The sequence below is a fragment of the Nocardiopsis sp. CC223A genome (assembly GCF_030766825.1).
GTDB lineage: Bacteria > Actinomycetota > Actinomycetes > Streptosporangiales > Streptosporangiaceae > Nocardiopsis.
In genome coordinates this window covers 33,342-52,594 of the sequence record NZ_JASFDV010000014.1, presented here as the reverse complement: position 1 = coordinate 52,594, position 19,253 = coordinate 33,342, and the positions used below count along the sequence as shown (strand labels likewise).

14 protein-coding genes are annotated in these 19,253 nt (G+C 74.5%); 5 read left to right on the top strand and 9 right to left on the bottom strand.

Annotated features, from left to right (window positions below):
* Nucleotides 1–200: 200 nt before the first annotated feature.
* Entirely contained in the window at nucleotides 201–1,256 is a 1,056-nt protein-coding gene (locus QJS33_RS08035) for a medium chain dehydrogenase/reductase family protein (protein WP_306367239.1), read from the top strand.
* 43 nt (nucleotides 1,257–1,299) lie between these two features.
* On the opposite strand, the gene QJS33_RS08030 is transcribed toward QJS33_RS08035, so the two are convergent.
* From QJS33_RS08030 to QJS33_RS08020, 3 genes are all read right to left on the bottom strand, one after another.
* On the bottom strand, nucleotides 1,300–2,022 hold the full coding sequence (locus QJS33_RS08030; RefSeq protein ID WP_306367238.1) for a DUF6882 domain-containing protein: 723 nt from the start codon (nucleotides 2,020–2,022) through the stop codon (nucleotides 1,300–1,302).
* A 336-nt stretch (nucleotides 2,023–2,358) separates the two neighbouring features.
* Complete coding sequence (locus QJS33_RS08025; protein ID WP_306367237.1) at nucleotides 2,359–3,936, bottom strand: MFS transporter; 1,578 nt, start codon at nucleotides 3,934–3,936, stop codon at nucleotides 2,359–2,361.
* Nucleotides 3,937–3,947: 11 nt separating this feature from the next.
* Complete coding sequence (locus QJS33_RS08020) at nucleotides 3,948–4,463, bottom strand: NADPH-dependent FMN reductase (protein ID WP_306367236.1); 516 nt, start codon at nucleotides 4,461–4,463, stop codon at nucleotides 3,948–3,950.
* A gap of 142 nt (nucleotides 4,464–4,605) precedes the next feature.
* On the opposite strand from QJS33_RS08020, the gene QJS33_RS08015 reads away from it, so the two are divergent.
* Complete coding sequence (locus tag QJS33_RS08015; protein WP_306367235.1) at nucleotides 4,606–7,887, top strand: BTAD domain-containing putative transcriptional regulator; 3,282 nt, start codon at nucleotides 4,606–4,608, stop codon at nucleotides 7,885–7,887.
* Here the strand turns inward: QJS33_RS08015 and QJS33_RS08010 are convergent, their stop codons facing one another.
* The gene (locus QJS33_RS08010; protein ID WP_306367234.1) at nucleotides 7,888–9,297 is read right to left on the bottom strand and encodes a short-chain fatty acyl-CoA regulator family protein; all 1,410 of its coding nucleotides are present in this window, start codon (nucleotides 9,295–9,297) and stop codon (nucleotides 7,888–7,890) included.
* 170 nt (nucleotides 9,298–9,467) lie between these two features.
* On the opposite strand from QJS33_RS08010, the gene QJS33_RS08005 reads away from it, so the two are divergent.
* From QJS33_RS08005 to QJS33_RS07995, 3 genes are read left to right on the top strand one after another with little or no spacing between them, the layout of a single operon-like run.
* Nucleotides 9,468–10,967 carry an MmgE/PrpD family protein gene (locus QJS33_RS08005; RefSeq protein ID WP_306367233.1) on the top strand — a complete coding sequence of 500 codons (1,500 nt, stop codon included), beginning with the start codon at nucleotides 9,468–9,470 and terminating at the stop codon, nucleotides 10,965–10,967.
* Nucleotides 10,967–11,860 (top strand): methylisocitrate lyase, encoded by an 894-nt coding sequence (prpB, locus tag QJS33_RS08000; protein WP_306367232.1) that lies wholly within the window; start codon nucleotides 10,967–10,969, stop codon nucleotides 11,858–11,860. Before QJS33_RS08005 ends, prpB begins: the two co-directional genes overlap by 1 nt.
* Before the next feature lie 16 nt (nucleotides 11,861–11,876).
* A complete protein-coding gene (locus tag QJS33_RS07995; RefSeq protein WP_306367231.1) occupies nucleotides 11,877–13,013 on the top strand; it encodes a bifunctional 2-methylcitrate synthase/citrate synthase in 1,137 nt (378 codons plus the stop codon).
* A 206-nt stretch (nucleotides 13,014–13,219) separates the two neighbouring features.
* Here QJS33_RS07995 and QJS33_RS07990 read toward each other — a convergent pair whose 3' ends face one another.
* From QJS33_RS07990 to QJS33_RS07970, 5 genes are all read right to left on the bottom strand, one after another.
* Nucleotides 13,220–13,954 (bottom strand): dienelactone hydrolase family protein, encoded by a 735-nt coding sequence (locus QJS33_RS07990; protein ID WP_306367230.1) that lies wholly within the window; start codon nucleotides 13,952–13,954, stop codon nucleotides 13,220–13,222.
* 515 nt (nucleotides 13,955–14,469) lie between these two features.
* Nucleotides 14,470–15,402: a 3-hydroxyisobutyrate dehydrogenase gene (gene mmsB / locus QJS33_RS07985; protein WP_306367229.1), complete on the bottom strand. Its 933-nt coding sequence runs from the start codon at nucleotides 15,400–15,402 to the stop codon at nucleotides 14,470–14,472.
* Nucleotides 15,399–16,478 (bottom strand): enoyl-CoA hydratase/isomerase family protein, encoded by a 1,080-nt coding sequence (locus QJS33_RS07980; RefSeq protein WP_306367228.1) that lies wholly within the window; start codon nucleotides 16,476–16,478, stop codon nucleotides 15,399–15,401. Before QJS33_RS07980 ends, mmsB begins: the two co-directional genes overlap by 4 nt.
* A complete protein-coding gene (locus tag QJS33_RS07975) occupies nucleotides 16,478–17,617 on the bottom strand; it encodes an acyl-CoA dehydrogenase family protein (RefSeq protein ID WP_306367227.1) in 1,140 nt (379 codons plus the stop codon). Before QJS33_RS07975 ends, QJS33_RS07980 begins: the two co-directional genes overlap by 1 nt.
* A gap of 5 nt (nucleotides 17,618–17,622) precedes the next feature.
* Nucleotides 17,623–19,122 (bottom strand): CoA-acylating methylmalonate-semialdehyde dehydrogenase, encoded by a 1,500-nt coding sequence (locus QJS33_RS07970; protein ID WP_306367226.1) that lies wholly within the window; start codon nucleotides 19,120–19,122, stop codon nucleotides 17,623–17,625.
* Nucleotides 19,123–19,253 lie beyond the last annotated feature (131 nt).

Below are 19,253 nucleotides of genomic sequence, written 5' to 3'. Positions count from 1 at the left end.
GCTTCTTGACATACTCCAGTTGTGAGTGTGTACTCACATACATAAGCGGAACCGAAACGCCCCGAAGGGCCGCCGGCCTCTCCGCACGCGCGGCCGAACCGCCCGACCGGCGCCGATGACCCGAACCCGGTGGGGCTCTTCTCGGCCCCCGCAAGTAAGTGATGACTCACAAACAAGATCCCGGAAAGAAGGAGCCCCCGATGACCGCCACCGAGCACACCGCCCGCACCGCCCTCGAAGCCGTCCTGCACGGTCCCGGAGCGGCCGAGGAGATCACCCTGCGCCGCCGCACCCTGGCCCCCCTCGCCCCCGGCGGCGCCCTGGTCCGGGTGGAGGCCACCGGCGTCTCCTTCGCCGAACAGCAGATGCGCCGTGGCAAGTACTACGACCAGCCGCCCTTCCCGTTCGTGCCCGGCTACGACCTGGTCGGCCGGGTGGAGGAGGTCGGCCCGGACACCGACCCGGCCCTGGTCGGGCGCCGGGTGGCCGCCCTCACCAAGACCGGCGGCTGGGCCGACCGGGTCGTCCTGCCCGCCGCCGACCTGGTCCCCGTCCCCGACGGAGTGGACCCGGCCGACGCCGAGGCCGCCGTGGTCAACGGGGTCACCGCACACCGCATGCTGCACCGGCTCGCCCGGGTGAGGCGGGGCGACACCGTGGTCGTACTGGGCGCCAACGGCGGGGTCGGCTCACTGCTCGTCCAGATGGCCCGCCGCGCCGGCGCCACGGTCATCGGTACCGCCTCGACCCGGCACCTGGAAGCGGTCCGCGCCCTGGGCGCACTGCCCGTCGACCGCCGCGCCCCGGACATGTACGCACGTATCCGGGAACTCGCCCCCGAGGGGGCGGCCGCCGTGTTCGACCACGTGGGCGGGCCCGCCATCGTCGACTCCTTCCGGCTGCTGGCCCCCGGCGGGACCCTGGTGTCCTACGGCACCGCCGCCACCCGGGACGAGCAGGGCAACGCGCGGATGCCCGTACTGGCCCTGTTCGGCCGACTGCTGCTGTGGAACGCGCTGCCCAACCGGCGCAGCGCGCACTTCTTCAACCTGTGGCAGGGGCACCGCTCCCTCGACCGCTACCGCCGCAGGCTGGCCGAGGACCTGGGCGCGGTGTTCGCCCTGCTGGCCGAAGGGGCGATCGACCCGCCGGTCGCCGCCCGGGTGCCGTTGGAGGAGATCGACGGGGCACTCGCGCTGGCCGAGTCCGGCACCGTCGTCGGCAAGGTCGTGGTCGTGCCCGCGGGGCGGGACTGACCGGGGGCGGGCCGCCGGGGAGCAGGGTCGGCTCTGACGGGGCTCAGGCGTCGGGGTTCGACACCGAGGCGTTGATCCCGCCGACCCGGCCGAGGTGGTCGAAGGAGACGCGAGCCTCCAGGCCGGGCACGGACAGGAGCAGCGTGCCCCGTTCCTCGTCGGTGAACCGCGGGGCCAGGCCCCGCAGCCGGCCGTAGGTGTACAGGGCCCGCTTGTGGTCGGTCAGCCGCAGCTCCATCAGTCCCTGCTGGAGGACCCTCATGACCCTGGTGGGTTCGGGCGCGGGCAGCCGCAGATCGGGGTGTTCGATGATGAAGGCCACCCGGGTGCCGCCGCCGACCTCGCCGTTGTAGGAGAACCAGCGGCCGGTGAGGAGCTTGGCCGCGTCGGTGAGCTGGCCGACCACCACGGGCACCTCCTGCGGGGCGCCGGGCAGGTCACCGAAGGCCACCTCGGCGGAGGCCAGCTCGGGGACGTCGTGCTCCCGGCCGAAGTCGCGGACCGCGGCGCTCATGGCGGTCAGGTCCGGGCGGAAGCCGGAGGGGTTGGCCCAGCCCCACATCCAGGAGTTCGGGCCGGGCGCCGCGCTGCCCAGCAGGTGGAAGCGTTCGCAGACCAGGGGGCGCTCGCCGGAGAACTCGAATCGGCCCTCCTGGAGGTCGACGTTCCAGTTGTGCTCACCGAGGAACTCCTGGAGGTACAGCTGGTGCTCGAACGACATCAGGGCCGCGTCGTCGAGCATGTCGGGGAGAGTGTGCTTGCTCATGCCGTGATGCTATGCACCGCGTCCGACACCGCCGGCCGCCGGGGCCGGGCGCTGCCCGGCCCCGGCGCGAAGGAGCGGTTCGGGCGCCCCGGCGGTGGACGGCGCGGTCGGCGGGTGGGGCCCGTCCGTCAGGACCCGACCGTGACGGCTGTCACGGGCGCCCCGGAAACCGGAGAGCCGGCGCGCAGATCAGCCGGCCACGGACTCTCCTCCTTCGCGGCGGCCGCCGGGTGGGGCCCGTCCGTCAGGAACCGGCCGTGACGGCTGTCACGGGCGCCCCGGAAACCGGAGGGCCGGTGCCGCCCGCGGGCGGCACCGGCTCGGACGGCGCGCAGATCAGCCGGCCACGGGCTCCCCGACCTCCGGGCTCTCCTCCTCCGCGGCGGCCCCGGTGGGCGGGACCCGGCGCAGGGCCACCGCCGCCAGGACCGCGATCCCGACGGCCAGCGCGGCACTGATCCAGGCCACGGTGGTGAGGGAGGACGTGAAGGCGGTGGCCGCGGTGTCCAGCAGGTCCTGCGCCACCGGGGCGGGCAGGTCCGCGGCGGCCCGCCCGGCGCCCTCCAGCCCGTCGGACGCGTCGGCCGCGGCGTCCGCGGAGACGCCCGCGGGCATCGCCCCGGTCATCGACAGGCGGTAGACCGCCGTGCCCACGCTGCCGAAGGCCGCGATGCCCAGGGCCACGCCCACCTCCATCGCGGTCTCGCTGATGGCGGCGGAGGCACCGGCCTTCTCCGGCGGGGCCGAACCCACGATGAGGTCCGTGCCCAGCGCCATGATGGGGCTGATACCGAAGTAGACCAGGGTGAACCCGACCACCACGGTGACGAGCCCGTCCTCGGGGCCCACCCGGGTGAGCAGCAGGAACCCGAGGGTGGACAGGGCCAGCGCACCGGCCAGGACGTAGGCGGGGCGCACCCGCCGGGCGATGACGGGGGCCAGGGTGGAGGCGATGACCAGCCCGATCGCGGCCGGCAGCAGCCACAGCCCGGCCACCAGCGGCGACAGGCCGGCGACGGACTGGAGGTACTGCGTGACGAACAGGTAGATGCCGCCGATGAGCAGCAGGCCCAGGAGCATCACGATCAGGGCGCTGGAGAAGGCGGCCCCGGAGAACAGGCGCAGGTCCAGGAGGGGGTCGGCCAGCCGGCGCTGTCCGCGGACGAACAGCAGGCCGAACACGGCACCGGCGACGATCGCGGCCAGGGCCACCGGCTCCGGTCCGTACTTGGCGAGCTGCTTGAGACCGAAGACGACGGGCAGGACGGCGGCCATCGAGAGCAGGACGCTGGGCAGGTCGAGGCGGCCGGGCTCGGGGTCCCGGTACTCCGGGAGCAGGAACGGGGCGGTGGCGAGCAGCAGCGCCATCACGGGGACGGCGAGCAGGAACACCGAACCCCACCAGAAGAACTCCAGCATGAGGCCGCCCAGGATCGGGCCGAGGGCGATACCCGCCGAGAAGCTCGTGGCCCACACGCCGAACGCCAGTCCCCGTTGTCGCGGATCGGCGAACATCGTGCTGATCAGTGCGAGCGTGGAGGGCATCAGGGTGGCTCCGGCGATGCCGAGGAGCACCCGGGCCGCGATGAGCATCTCCGGGGTCGTGGAGTAGGCGGCCAGCACGGAGGCGGCCCCGAACGCGGTGGCGCCCAGGACGAGCAGCCGCCTGCGGCCGATCCGGTCGCCGAGGGTGCCCATGAGGACCAGCAGGCCGGCGACCATGAAGCCGTAGACGTCGATGATCCACAGCCGTTGGGAGGCGGTGGCCCCCAGGTCCGCGGTCAGGTGGGGCAGCGCCAGGTACAGGACGGTGACGTCGAGGGCCTGGAGGGTGGTGGGCAGGGTGAGGACGGCCAGCCCGGCCCAGGCCCGCCATCCCGCCCGGGCCGCGGGGGCGGTCGTGTTCGCTGACATGTTCTTGCCTTTCACTGGGTCCGGGTCCGGCGGAGCGGGTGTGTCCACCGGAGGAGGTGATCGAGCAGCCGGTCGGCGGCGTCCTGGCGCGACCGGTCGGTGCCCGGGTCCGTTCGGAGGGAGGCGGTCGCCACCACGGGTCCGGTCGGCAGGGACCGGAGCAGGGAGCCGACACGGAGGGCGTCGGCGGGGGTCCCGAGCACGACCAGCGCGATCGGCTTGTCCCGCCAGGTGTCCGCACACCAGCCCACCGCGTCGCGGAGTCCGGCGGGCGGTCCGTCACCGACGGCGACGACCACGAAGGCGTCGGCGTCGGCCAGCCAGGGGCCGAGGTCAGCGACGGCGCAGGGCACGGGTCCGGGGTGTCCGCGCACCGCCTCGGGCAGTCCGGCCTCGGCCAGATCGAGGAGGTCGGTCCCCGGGCCGCCCCGGCGGGCGGCCCGGTCGGCGACCTCCTCGGCGACCGCTCGGCCCCTCCCGTCGGTGCCGTCGAAGACGAGTGCGACGCGTGGTGGTCCGTCGTCCATCGGAGGTCCCCTCCCGGTCCGGCGGGCGCCTCGTCCGCCCGCTGTGGGACCACTCCACCGGTCGGCGCGCACGGTTCGCCGACGGTTCGCCGACGGCGGCCCGGGGGCGGGCCGTGCGCGGCCGCGCGGCTAGGTTGGATCCATGCGTTTCGGGGTGCTGGGACCACTGGCCGTGTGGACCGACGAGGGGACCCTCGTCCGGGTCCCCGAGGTGAAGGTGCGGGCTCTGCTGAGCGCACTTCTGATGGAGCCCGGACGGGTGGTCTCCACCGACCGGCTCGCCCACCACCTGTGGGGCGACGGGCTTCCCGCCAACCCCGCGAACACCCTCCAGACCAAGGTGTCGCAGTTGCGCCGGACCCTGGAGCGGGCCGAGTCCGGCAGCCGGGAGCTGGTGGCGCACCGTCCTCCCGGGTACGCGCTGGAGGTGTCGGCCGACGGTGTGGACGCCGGACGGTTCTCGGCGCTCACCGAGCTGGCCCGTGCCGCGGCGGACCCCCGGGCACGCGCCGCCCTGCTCTCGGAGGCTTTGGACCTGTGGCGGGGGCCGGCGTTCGCGGACCTCCTCGACACGGACCCCGCCGGCGCCCACCTCGCCGAGGCGGTCGCCGCGCGTTGGGAGGAGCGGCGGCTCACCGCCGTGGAGGACCTGGCCCGGGCCAGGTTGGAGGCGGGCGAGCACGCACTGGTGGCGGACGGGCTCGGGGAGCGGGTCCGCGAGCACCCGCTCCGGGAGTCGCTGCGGGCCGTCCACATGCTCGCCCTCTACCGGGCCGGCCGCGCGGCCGACGCCCTGGCCTCCTACGCCGATCTGCGGGAGCGGCTGGCCGAGGAACTCGGGACGGACCCGGGGCCGGAGACGGCCGCGCTGTACCAGCGGATCCTGGAGCAGGACCCGGGCCTGGCCGCGCCCGCCGCCGCACACCCCGCGGGCGGGGGCGGCGACCTGCCGTTGCCGCCGACCGCTCTGGTGGGCCGGGCGTCGGAGCTCGACCGCGTCACCGGGCTGGTGGGCCGCCATCGCCTGGTCACCCTCACCGGCCCGGGCGGGGTCGGCAAGACCCGGCTCGCTCTGGCGGTGGCCGAGGCGCGCTCCGCGGACCACCCCGACGGGGTGTGGCTGGTGGAGCTGGCCGGGCTGCGCCCGGAACGGGAGTCCGGCGCCGGACCGGACGCGGTGGCCGAGGAGGTGGGCGCCGCGCTGGGGCTGCGCGGCCGCGGCACCTCGGAGGCCGACCCGGTGGCGCGGCTGTGCGACGCCCTCTCCGCCCGGCGGACCCTGCTGGTGCTGGACAACTGCGAGCACGTGGTGGAGTCCGCCGCCCGCACGGTCACCGCCCTGCTGCGGGCGGCCCCCGGGGTGCGGGTGCTCGCCACCACGCGGGAGCCCCTCGCGGTGGACGGAGAGGTGCTGGAGTCGGTGGGCCCCCTGGCCCTGCCCGGCACCGACGACGACCCCGACGCGGCGTTGGCGTCGGACGCGGTCCGGCTGTTCGCGGAACGCGCCGCCGCGGCCTCCCCCGGTTTCCGGCTGACGGGCGACAACGTGACCGCCGTGGTGACGGTCTGCCGCAGGCTGGACGGCATCCCCCTGGCCCTGGAGTTGGCGGCGGCGCGCATCCGGGCCCTGGGCGCGCACGGGTTGTTGGAGCGGATCGACGACCGGTTCCGGCTGCTGGCCGGGCGGCGGCGGGACGCCCCCGCCCGGCAGCGCACCCTGCGGGCGGTGATCGACTGGAGCTGGGAGCTGGCCTCGGAGGCCGAGCGTGCCGTGCTGCGCCGCCTGTCGGTGCACGCCGAGGGGTGCACCCTGGAGGCGGCGGAGGCGGTGTGCCCCGGCCCCGGAGTGGCCGCCGAAGACGTCTTCGACCTGTTGGAACGCCTGGTGGAGCGGTCGTTGGTGGTGGCCGTCCCCGACCCGGACCGCCCGCGCTTCCGGCTGCTGGAGTCGGTGGCCGACTACGCCGCAGAACGCCTGGCGGAGGCGGGTGAACGGGACGCGGCCCGGCGCGCGCACGCCGCCTACTACACCGCCCTGGCGGAGCGGGCGGACCCGCACCTGATCGGGCGGGAGCAGCGCCGCCGGCTGCTCCTGTTGGACGCGGAGAACGCCAACCTGCGCACCGCACTGCACCACGCCCTGGAACTCGGGGACACGGAGACGGCCCTGCGGGTGACGCTGGCGGGCACCTGGCACCTGTTCCTGCGCGGCCGGTTCGGGGAGGCGCTACAGAGGTTCGTCGCGGTCGGGCGGCGGACCTCGGGTCCGTGGACCGGGCCGCCGTCGGCACTGGAGGTCAGGGCGGCCTGTTCCCGGGCCGCACTGGAGCTGTACGTGCACGGGGCCGCCGCTCCCGGGACGGGGTACGGCACCGCTCTTGCGGCCGGGGCCGTGCCCGACGACCTGCCCGGACGGGTGGCCCTGGCCCGGGCCGTCTGGTTCCTGGGCTCCGCCCACATGGGGTTCGGTGATCTGGACACCGCCGAGGCACTGGTGGGGGACGCGCTGCGCGACGCCCGCGCCCTCGGCGACACGTGGGTGGAGGCGGCCGCGCTCGCGACCCGGGCGAACATCGCGCACTTCCGCGGCGACCTGCCCGGGCTGCTCGCTGACGGCGAACGGAGCCTGTCCCTGTTCGACGGGCTCGGTGACGGATGGGGGCGGCTCCAGGCACTGGACGCGCTCGCCGTCCACGCCGAGATCAGGGGCGACCTGGGGCGGACCGCGGCGATGCGCCGGGAGGCGGTCGGCGTCGCGGAGGGGCTGATGCTGTGGAGCGAACTCTCGCGCCACCTGGCCGGGCTGGGCCGCGTCGCCCTGCTGGAGCGGGACTTCGAACGGGCGGACGGCTTCCACGGGCGCGCCCTGCGGATCGCCGTGGAGCACGGTGACCAGGCGGGTCAGGAGTTCGCCGCCATCGGCCTGGGCATGGCCGCCCGGCGCAGCGGGGACCCGGCCGCGGCCGAGAGGCACCTGCGGCCCTGGCTGGTGTGGAACCTGCGGCTCGGCGCGGATCCCGGAGCGGCGTTGATCCTGGCCGAGCTGGGGTTCTGCGCCGAGCAACGCGGGGACGCCGCGCAGGCCCTGGACCTGCACCGGCGGGGTCTGGCCACCGCGCTGCGCGGCGGCGACCCGCGGGCGGTGGCCCTCGCCCTGGAGGGAACGGCCGGGGCCCTGGCCCTCGGCGGGGCGGTCGGGGACGCGGAACGGGCCGCCTCCCTGCTGGGCACCGCGGCGGCCGCCCGGGAGGCGCTGGACGCGCCCCTGCCGGAGGCCGAGCGGGGTGACGTGGACCGGATCGCCCGGCGCGCGGCCGGGATTCTGGGCGTGGAGGAGTACACGGCCGCGTTCGCGCGGGGCCGGGCCGCCCCGCTCCCCTCCCGGGTGGAGGAGGCCGTCCGACCGGGCGAGCCGATCACGTGATCAGGGCCGGGGGTCCGCCACCGGGTAGGGGGCGACGGAGCCGACGTTCTCGTTGATCAGCAGCGGCCGCCCCGCCGGGGGGAAGGCGCGCTGCGGGCAGGCCGGGCGGTCGCACACCTTGCAGCCCATACCGATCGGGGTGGCCGCGCGCGGGTCGTCCAGCGCGAGCCCCGCCGAGTAGACCAGCCGGTGTGCGTGCCGCAGCTCGCAGCCCAGCCCGACCGCGAACGCCCTGCCCGGGCCCCGGTGCCCGCCGTACCGGCGCCCCACCGTGCGGGCGACCCAGAAGTACGAGCGCCCGTCGGGCATCTCCGCGATCTGCGTCTGGACCGCCCCCGGGGCGGAGAACGCCGCGTACACGTTCCACAGCGGGCAGGTGCCGCCGGAGCGGGAGAAGTGGAACCCGGTGGCCGACTGCCGCTTGGACATGTTCCCGGCCCGGTCCACCCGCACGAACGAGAACGGCACCCCGGTCAGCCGGGGCCGCTGGAGCGTGGACAGCCGGTGGCACACCGTCTCGAACCCCACCCCGAACCGGTCGGCGAGCAGTTCGATGTCGTAGCGCTCGGCCTCGGCCGCCGCGTGGAACTCGCGGTAGGGCAGCACGAACGCCCCGGCGAAGTAGTCGGCCAGCCCGATCCGCGCCAGCCGCTCGGCCTGCCCGGTGAGCAGCTCCTCCCCGCGCGCCAGCTCCGTCAGCAGGTCGCCGTACTCCAGGAAAGCGAACTGGGTGGCCATCTGGAAGGCCTGTTGCCCCGGGCGCAGCCGGGAGGCGAGGGTGAGCACCCGACGCTCGGAGTCGTAGGACCGCCGCCGGTCGCCGCCGTCGCGGGTCTCCACCCGCACCCCGTGCCGCTCGGACAGCAGCCGCGCCAGCGCCTCGCGGGGTCTGCCGGGGACGGCCCCCTCCTCCCGGGCCAGCCCCTCGGCGCACTCGTCCAGCTCGCCGATGTAGTTGTGGCGCTCATAGAAGAAGTCCCGGACCTGTTCGTACGCCATCGGCGCGGCCGCCGCCGCGGCGCCGCGCCCCTCGGCCAGCGCGGCCGCCTGCGCGGAGGCGTCGCGGTAGCGGCGGTGCAGGTCGAGGAGGGCACGCGCGACCCCGGGCATGGACCCGGCCAGCTCGGCCAGCTCCCCGGGGGTGACCTGGTCGCCGGTGGGGACGTCCACCAGGGCCTCGCGCAGTTCCGCGACGGTCCGGGTGGTGTCCTCGGCGGCGAAGAACGCCGGGTCCACCCCGAACGCCTCGGTGATGCGCAGCAGCACCGGCACGCTCAGCGGTCGGTGGTTGTGCTCCATCTGGTTGAGGTAGGCGGCCGAGATGCCCAGCTCCCGGGCGAGTTCGGCCTGGTTGAGCGAACGCTCCTGGCGCAGCCGCCGCAGCCGCGCCCCCGCGAAGACCTTGCGCACGGCGTCCCCTCTCGTCCGCACCAGGCTAACCCGAAAGTGTCTTCCAGAGGCTTGGCAAGATTAGCGAAAACGCCGTCGAAGATTAGCGGAATCCAGCATTTTCAGGGCCTTTCACCTGCGATGACGGCATGCGACTCTCGTTGCACAGCGACCGCCGCGAAGGGATGACCATGGTCCGTTACACCGTCCGTGTCCACCGCAGTTCCGAGGGTCCGCCCGGGGAGGAACAGCTCGCCCACCGGATCGCCGCGGTGGCGACCGACCCGGTGGAGCTCGACGCCGACGTGGTCGAGATGATCGGCAACCGGATCATCGACAACGCCGCGGTCTCCGCCGCCTCCCTGCACCGCCGCCCCGTGGTGAGCGCCCGCGACCAGGCACTGCGCCACCCGGCGGCGCCCGGCGCCGCCGTGGCGGGCCTGCCCGCGAACGTGCGGCTGTCCCCCGAGTGGGCCGCCTGGGCCAACGGGGTGGCCGTGCGCGAGCTGGACTTCCACGACACCTACCTGGCCGCCGACTACTCGCACCCCGGCGACAACATCCCCCCGGTCCTGGCCGTCGCCCAGCACACCGGCCGCACCGGACGCGACCTGCTGCGGGGCATCGCCACCGGGTACGAGATCCAGGTGGCGCTGGTGCGCGGCATCTGCCTGCACGAGCACAAGATCGACCACATCGCGCACCTGGGACCCTCGGCCGCCGCCGGGATCGGCACCCTGCTCGGGCTGGACACCGAGACCACCTACCAGGCGGTCCAGCAGGCGCTGCACCTGACCACCACCACGCGCCAGTCCCGCAAGGGCGAGATCTCCAGCTGGAAGGCCTACGCCCCGGCGTTCGCCGGGAAGGTCGCCGTGGAGGCCGCGGACCGCGCGATGCGCGGCGAGGGTGCGCCCTCCCCCGCCTACGAGGGCGAGGACGGGTTCATCGCGTACCTGCTGGGCGGCCCCGGCGCCGAGTACACCGTGGAGCTGCCCGGCCCGGGCGAGCCCAAGCGCGGCATCCTGGAGACCTACACCAAGGAGCACTCCGCCGAGTACCAGAGCCAGGCCCTCATCGACCTGGCCCGGCGGCTGGGGCCCGGGATCGGCGACACCGCGAAGGTCCGCTCGGTCACCATCCACACCAGCCACCACACGCATCACGTGATCGGCACCGGCTCGGGCGACCCGCAGAAGATGGACCCGACGGCCAGCCGGGAGACCCTGGACCACTCCATCGCCTACATCTTCGCGGTGGCCCTCCAGGACGGCACCTGGCACCACGAGCGGTCCTACGCCCCCGAGCGGGCGGCCCGCCCCGACACCGTCGAGCTGTGGCACAAGGTCTCCACGGTGGAGGACCCGGAGTGGACCCGCCGGTACCACTCCGCCGACCCGGCGGTGAAGGCCTTCGGCGGCCGCGTCGTGGTGGAGCTGGTCGACGGCTCGGTCATCGAGGACGAGATCGCCATGGCCGACGCCCACCCGCTGGGCGCCCGCCCGTTCACCCGCCCCGACTACGTCGCCAAGCTGCGCACCCTCGCCGACGGCGTGGTCACCACCGACGAGCAGGACCGCTTCCTGGACCTGGTGGAGCGCCTGCCCGACCTGACCGCGGACGAGGTGCGGGCGCTGACCCTCACCGCCGCCGAGCCGCTCGGCGCCTCCGGGAGCAAGGGGATCTTCTGATGCTGCACTCCACCGTCGCACCCCGCGAGAAGCGCCGCCGCCTGCGCGAGGACCTGGCCTCGGGCCGCCTGCTGCGGGTCCCCGGGGCGATGAACCCGCTGACCGCCGTCCTGATCCAGGAGCTGGGCTTCGACGGGGCGTACGTGTCCGGCGCGGTCATCGCCGCCGACCTGGCGCTGCCCGACATCGGCCTGACCACCCTGCCCGAGGTGGCCGGGCGGGGCGCCCAGATCGCCCGGGTCACCGACCTGCCCGTGGTCATCGACGCCGACACCGGGTTCGGCGAGCCCATGAACGCCGCCCGCACCGTACAGGCGCTGGAGGACGCCGGGCTGGCCGGCTGCCACCTGGAGGACCAGGTCGCCCCCAAGCGCTGCGGTCACCTGGACGGCAAGTCCGTGGTCGGCACCGACGAGATGGTGCGCCGCATCCGTGCCGCGGTGTCCGCCCGCCGCGACGACGGGTTCGTCATCTGCGCGCGCACCGACGCCGCCGGGGTGGAGGGCCTGGACGCCGCCATCGAGCGGTCCAGGGCCTACGTCGACGCCGGGGCCGACATGGTCTTCCCCGAGGCGATGCGCGGCCCCGCCGACTTCGAGGCGTTCCGCAAGGCGGTCGACGTGCCGCTGCTGGCCAACATGACCGAGTTCGGCAAGAGCGAGCTGCTCACCGCCGAACGGCTGGAGTCCCTCGGGCTCAACCTGGTGATCTACCCGGTCACCACCCTGCGCCTGGCCATGGGCGCCGTGGAGGAGGGGCTGCGGGCGCTGCGCGACGAGGGCACCCAGGCCGGCCTCGTGGACCGGATGCAGACCCGGGCCCGCCTCTACGAGCTCCTCGACTACCGCGCGTACAACGCCTTCGACGGCGACGTGTACGACTTCACTCTCTAACGGATGTGGTGACACGATGAGCGACACGGCGATCCGCAAGGGCCTGGCCGGGGTGGTGGTGGACACCACCGAGATCTCCATGGTGGACCAGACCACCAACTCCCTCACCTACCGCGGCTACCCGGTGCAGGACCTGGCCGCCTCCTGCACGTTCGAGGAGGTCGCGTACCTGCTGTGGGACGGGGAGCTGCCCGACGCCGCCCAGCTGCGCGCCTTCACCTCGCGCGAGCGGGCGCACCGGGCCCTGGACCGGCACACCCTGGAGCTGCTGCGGCGGCTGCCGGAGACCGCCCACCCCATGGACGTGCTGCGCACCGCCGTGAGCTACCTGGGCGCGGACGACCCGCTGGAGGGGGACGGCTCCCCCGGGGCCAACCGGGTCAAGGCCGAGCGGATGCTGGCCCGGCTGCCGGTGGTGGTGGCCGCCGACCACCGGCGCCGCCGCGGACTGGACCCGATCCCGCCGGACCCCGGCCTGGACCTGGTGGAGAACTTCTTCCACATGTGCTTCGGGGAGGTGCCCGCGGCCGAGGTCGTGCGCTGCTTCGAGACGTCGATGGTGCTGTACGCCGAGCACAGCTTCAACGCGTCGACGTTCACGGCGCGGGTGGTGACCTCCACGCTGTCGGACATCTACAGCTCGGTGACGGCCGCGGTCGGGGCGCTCAAGGGCCCGCTGCACGGCGGCGCCAACGAGGCGGTCATGCACATGTTCCAGGAGATCGGGAGCGCGGACCGCGCCGGCGCCTGGCTGGACGCGGCCCTGGCCGAGAAGCGCAGGATCATGGGCTTCGGGCACCGGGTGTACAAGAACGGGGACTCGCGGGTCCCGACCATGCACGCGGCGCTGGAGACCATGGCGGGGCTCAAGGGCGCGGACGGGCTGATGGAGCTGTACCGGGAGCTGGCGCGGGCGATGCTGGACCGCAAGGGCATCCACCCGAACCTGGACTACCCGGCGGGGCCCGCCTACCACCTGATGGGCTTCGACATCCCGACGTTCACGCCGCTGTTCGTGATGGCGCGGATCACCGGATGGACGGCGCACATCCTGGAGCAGCAGGCGGCCAACGCCCTCATCCGGCCGCTGAGCGACTACACGGGCCGGGAGCGCCGCCCGGTCCCGCCGCCCGCCCGGCGGCCGACGGGCTGAGGCCCGCCCGGCGGCCACGACCCGCCCGTCACCCGCCACCGCCCTCAACGGACGGTCCTCGGCCGCGAACCTCCCGCTTACGGACGGCCCGCGGCAGCGAACCTCCCGCTTACGGACGGCCCTCGGCCGCGGATCCCCCGTTTACGGACGATCCGCGGCCGCGGCCCTCTCCCGCGGGGCCGGTGCGTGCACCGGCCCCGCCCGTCTCAGGGCTCGGAGGGGGCGGCCAGGTGCTCGGTGAGGAAGGCGTCGATCCGCTGCCAGGCGTCGACCGCCGACTCCGGGTGCGGCCCGGTGTGCATGGCCCGGAACACGGCGCGCAGGATCCTCGGCCCGTTGGGCGCCTCGTTGAGGAAGGAGTGCCCGGCCCCGGGGTACTCCTTGATGTCGTTGACGACGCCCGCGGCGTCCAGGGTGGCGCGCAGTTCGTCGGCGGCCCTGCGCAGACCCGCGTCGCGGTCGCCGAAACTGCCCACCACCGGACAGGCCCGGTCCAGGCTGCGTTCCAGCTTCTTGGGCGTGAACCCGTAGTTGACGGCGGATGCGTCGAAGTCCGCGACGGTGGCCAGGGCGAACCCGCCGCCCATGCAGAACCCGACCACACCGATCCGGCCGGTGCAGTCGTCCCGGTCCAGCAGCCACCGCTTGGCGGCGGCGATGTCGACGATGGCGCGCCCGCGCCCGGAGCGCATGGACATGATCACCTTGACCACACAGCGGGCCATGCCGCCCTCGCTGTACAGGTCCGGGACGATGGTGAGGTAGCCGAGCCGGGCCAGCCGGTCGGCGTGGGCGCGCATCTGCTCGTCGACGCCCCAGGCCTCGTGGGTGATGACGACGCCGGGCCAGGGCCCCTCGCCCTCGGGGACGGCGAGGTAGGCGCGCAGATGGGGAGAGCCCTCCCCGCCCCGGGTGTACTCACTGAGGTCGATCTTCGCCACGGCTTCTCCTCGGTCCCGGCCTCCGGATCGCCTACACCCTAGGACTCGGAGCCCGCGCGGACCAGTGGCGGGTGTCACCGGCCGCGATCGGAAAAGTGCTCCGGATCGCGTGCGCCCCCCTTGCCGCGGACGGCGCGGGCCCCGGGCGAACACCCTCGGCCACCCCGGGGCCGACCGATCCGCTGCCCGAACTACCGACCGGCGCAGCCGGGCGGACGCCGACGGCCCGGACGGGTTCCATCCGGACCAGGCCGCCAACCGGTACGCGGCGGTCTTCCACCGGAACACCGTGGACGGCAAGGACCACGGGGTCGCGTTCGACAACGCGGCGGACTTCGCCCCCCTCCAGGACCACGGCGCCCAGCGGCCGGAGGCCACCCTCACGGCCTTCTCAAGGGACCGGCCGTCCCGGGTCCCGGCCCCGGCACCGGAACCCGGGGACGCCGAAGCCGGTCGGCGGCCCCGGGCCGGGTGGGTGCCCGCCGCGATACCGTTCGCGGCGGGCACCCACCGCCTCAGACGTTCCCGTCGCGGGAGTCCCCGCCGCGGGCGCGGACCTCCTCCACGACCGCGGAGAAGTCCCGGCCCGCACCGCCGTTCTCGGCGAACCCGGCGTAGACCTCGGCGGCCCGCGCACCGATCTCGGCCACCGTGCCGGTGGCGTGCAGCGCGTTGAGCGCCAGGCCCAGGTCCTTGGCCATCAGCGCCGCGGCGAACCCGGGCCGGTAGTCGTTGTTGGCCGGGCTGGTCGGCACCGGCCCGGGCACCGGGCAGTAGGTGGTGAGCGACCAGCACTGCGCCGAGGACGCGGACATCACGTCGAACAGCGCCTCGTGGTCCAGGCCCAGCCGCTCGCCGAGCACGAACGCCTCGCTCACCGCGATCATCGACGACGCCAGCACCATGTTGTTGCAGATCTTGGCGGCCTGGCCGCCGCCCGCGCCCCCGCAGTGCACGATGCGCCCGCCCATGGCCGACAGCAACGGCTCGACCTGGGCGAACACCTCCTCCCGGGCGCCCACCATGAAGGTGAGCGTTCCGGCGGCCGCACCGGCCACGCCGCCCGACACCGGGGCGTCGACCGCCCGGTGTCCGGCCGCCTCCGCCTCTGCGGCCGCCGTACGGGCGTCGGCGACGTCCACGGTGGAGCAGTCGACGAACAGCGTGCCCGGGCGGGCCGCGGCGATCAGGCCGAGGGTGCCGTCCCCGTCCCCGGTGCCGCGGTAGGCGGCCAGCAGGTGCCGCCCGCTGGGCAGCATCGTGATCACCACGTCGGCGTCCGCGGCCGCCTCGGCCGCCGAGGCGGCCGGGCGCACCCCGTTCGACGCCGCCGCGGCGAGCGCCTCCGGGACCGGGTCGAAGCCGGTCACCGTGTGCCCGGCCCGGACCAGGTTGGCCGCCATCGGCCCGCCCATGTGGCCGAGCCCGAGGAATCCGATCACGGTCACGGCGCACCTCCCGCGACGCCGGGGCCGACCAGGCCCAGCGGGCCGTCGGGGGCCGGGCGGAAGTGCCGGGCCACCTCCTCGTCGGAGACCCCGTCCAGGGTGTCGGGCACCCACTTGGGGTTCCGGTCCTTGTCGATGATCTGTGCGCGGACCCCCTCGACGAAGTCGGGCGAGTCCAGCACCGCGCAGGAGACCCGGTACTCCTGCTCCAGGACCGCCGCCAGGCCGGGCAGCTCACGGGCCCGGCGCAGCGCCGCCAGGGCGACCTTCACCGCGGTGGGCGACTTGGCCAGGACGGTGTCGGCGGCCGCGGCCGCCGCCGGGTCGCCGTGGCCGCGCAGCCGCTCCACGATCTCCTCGGCGGTGTCGGCGCGGTAGCAGGCGTCGACCCAGTGTCCGCCGGTCAGGGTCGGGGCGGGCGGGGTCTCGGCGAACCGGCCCACCGCCTCGGACACGTCCTCGGCACCGGTGACCCCGGTCAGCACCGCGGCCAGGTCGGCCAGCCGCTCGGCGGGCACGTAGTGGTCGGCCAGGCCCAGGGCGATCGCATCGCCCGCGCCCACCGACCCGGCGGTGAGCGCCAGGTGGACTCCGGTCTCCCCGGGCGCCCGGGACAGCAGGAAGGTGCCGCCCACATCGGGCACGAACCCGATGGTGGTCTCGGGCATGCCCACGGTCGAGCGTTCGGTGACGATGCGGACCGACCCGTGCGCGGACACACCGACGCCGCCGCCCATGACCACGCCGTCCATGAACGCGACATAGGGCTTGGGGTAGCGGGAGATGTGCTCGTTGAGCAGGTACTCGTCCCGCCAGAAGGCGGCGGCCGCACCGTCGCGCTCCCGGGCGCTGGCGGATATGGCGCGGATGTCGCCGCCCGCGCACAAACCGCGTTCGCCCGCCCCGTCGATGAGCACCGCGGTGACCGCGTCGTCGTGCTCCCAGGCGGTCAGGGCCTCCCGCAGGGCGGTGACCATGTCATGGTCCAGGGCGTTGATGGCGCGCGGCCGGTTCAGGGTGAGCCGCCCCAGGCGGCCCTCCACACGGACCAGGACCTTCTCTTCAGTGGTGGACATCAGGCGGCTCCCGTCAGTCCGCGCGCGATGATCAGGCTCATGATCTCGTTGGTCCCTTCCAGGATTCGGTGCACCCTCAGATCGCGCACGATCTTCTCAATGCCGTATTCGGTGAGGTACCCGTAGCCCCCGTGCAGCTGCAACGCCCGGTCGGCGACGGTGAACCCGGCCTCGGTGGCGAACCGCTTGGCCATCGCGCACAGGTGCGCGGCGTCCGCGTCGCCGGCGTCCAGGGCCGCGGCGGCCCGCCACACCAGGGAGCGGGCGGCCTCCAGGTCGGTGGCCATCTCCGCCAGCCGGAAGCGGAGCGCCTGGGCATTGATCAGCGGTCCGCCGAACGCCTGCCGGTCGCCCAGGAAGGCGGTGGCGGCGTCCAGCGCGGCGCGGGCCCCGCCCAGCGAGCAGGCGGCGATGCCCAGACGGCCCCCGTTGAGGCCGTTCATGGCGATCCGGAACCCGTCGCCCTCCGCGCCCAGCAACCGGTCGGCGGGCAGCCGCACCCCGTCCAGGACCACCTGGCGGGTGGGCTGGGCGTTCCAGCCCATCTTGACCTCGTTGGCTCCGAAGGACAGCCCCGGGTCGTCGCGGTCCACGATGAACGCCGACACCCCCGCGGGCCCGGGTCCGCCGGTGCGGGCCATGACGATGTAGAGTCCCGAGGCGCCCGCCCCGGAGATGAACTGCTTGGTGCCGGTGAGCACGTAGTGGTCGCCCTCGCGCACGGCCCGGGTGCCCAGGGCTGCCGCGTCCGAGCCCGCGTTCGGCTCGGTCAGGCAGTAGCTGCCCAGCACGTCCATGGAGCACAGGCCCGGAAGCCACCGGTCGCGCTGGGCGGGGTCGCCGTAGCGGTCGACCATCCAGGCGACCATGTTGTGGATGGACAGGTACCCGGCCACCGACGGGCAGCCGGTGGCCAGCGCCTCGAAGACGAGGACGCCGTCGAGCCGGGACAGGCCGGAGCCGCCCGCGTCCTCGCGGACGTAGATGCCGCCCATGCCCAGGTCGGCGGCCTTGCGGAGCACGTCCACGGGGAAGTGCTTGCCCTGGTCCCACTCGATCGCGTGCGGGGCCAGGTGTTCGCGGGCGAAGTCCCCGGCCACCCCGGCCAGGGCCGCCTGGTCCTCGGTGAGGGTCGCCACGGCGGTCACCGCATCACCGGGATCGTGAAGGAAGCGCCTTCCCTCGTCCCGGACGGCCAGCGCGAGGTGACGGTCTTGGTACGGGTGTGGAAGCGGATGGAGTCGGGCCCGTGCTGGTTGAGGTCGCCGAACGCGGACCGCTTCCAGCCGCCGAAGGTGTGGTAGGCCACGGGCACCGGGATGGGCACGTTGACGCCGACCATGCCGGTGGTCACCCGCCGGGTGAAGTCGCGGGCGGTGTCGCCGTCGCGGGTGAAGATCGCGACGCCGTTGCCGTACTCGTGGCCGTTGGCCAGGGCCAGCGCCGCCTCGTAGTCGGCGGCGCGCACCACCGACAGCACCGGGCCGAAGACCTCCTCGCGGTACAGGCGCGTGTCCGGGCCGACCCGGTCGAACAGGGTGGGGCCGACGAAGTAGCCGTCCTCGAAACCCGGGACGGTGTGGCCGCGCCCGTCCACGACCAGTTCGGCGCCCTCCTCGACGCCCAGGTCGATGTACCCGGTGACCCGGTCGCGGGCGTCCGCGGAGACCAGGGGGCCGAAGTCGGCCTCCGGGTCGTGCGAGGGGCCCACCCGCAGTCCGGCGATGCGCTCCTTGAGCCGGGACACCAGGGCGTCGGCGGTCTCCTCGCCGACCGGGACCGCCACGGACACCGCCATGCAGCGTTCGCCCGCCGAGCCGTACCCGGCGCCGATCAGGGCGTCCACCGCCTGGTCGAGGTCGGCGTCGGGCATGACCACCATGTGGTTCTTGGCGCCGCCGAAGCACTGGGCGCGCTTGCCGTGCGCGGTGGCCGTGGAGTAGACGTACTCGGCGATCGGGGTGGAGCCCACGAAGCCGACCGCCGCCACCCGCGGGTCGGTCAGCAGGGTGTCGACCGCCTCCTTGCCGCCGTTGACGACGTTGAGGACACCCGGCGGCAGCCCCGCCTCGGCGAACAGCTCGGCCAGCCGCAGCGGCACCGAGGGGGTCCGTTCCGACGGCTTGAGGACGAAGGCGTTGCCGCAGGCCAGTGCGGGCGCGGCCTGCCACAGCGGGATCATCGCCGGGAAGTTGAACGGGGTGATGCCCGCGACCACGCCCAGCGGCTGGCGCAGCGAGTGGACGTCGATGCCGGTGCCGGCGTTGTCGGAGAACTCGCCCTTGATCAGGTGCGGGATGCCCGCCGCGAACTCGACCACCTCCAGCCCGCGCTGGAGGTCGCCGTGGGCGTCGGGGACGGTCTTGCCGTGCTCGGCCGAGAGCATGCGCGCGATCGCGTCGCGCTCGGGCTCGACCAGCCGGAGGAACCTCAGGAGCACCCGGGCCCGGCGCTGCGGGTTCCAGGAGGCCCACTCGGCCTGGGCGGCGACCGCGTCGGCGATGACCGCCTCGGTCTCGGCCCGGTCGGCCAGCGGCACGCGGGCCTGGACCGTGCCGGTGTCGGGGTCGAAGACGTCGCCCAGCGCCGCCGAGCGGCCGGGGACGCGTTCTCCGTGGACGAAGTGCGTCAGGACTTGGACCATGGGTCATCCGTCTCTCTTGTGGAGGTCACGGAGGCGAGGCATGAGAAGCGGCATGCGGAACGGGGGCCGTGTGCGGTGGCACGGCCGACCGCCGCCCCGGGGTGGTGGGGCGGTGGGTTCAGTGATGCCGC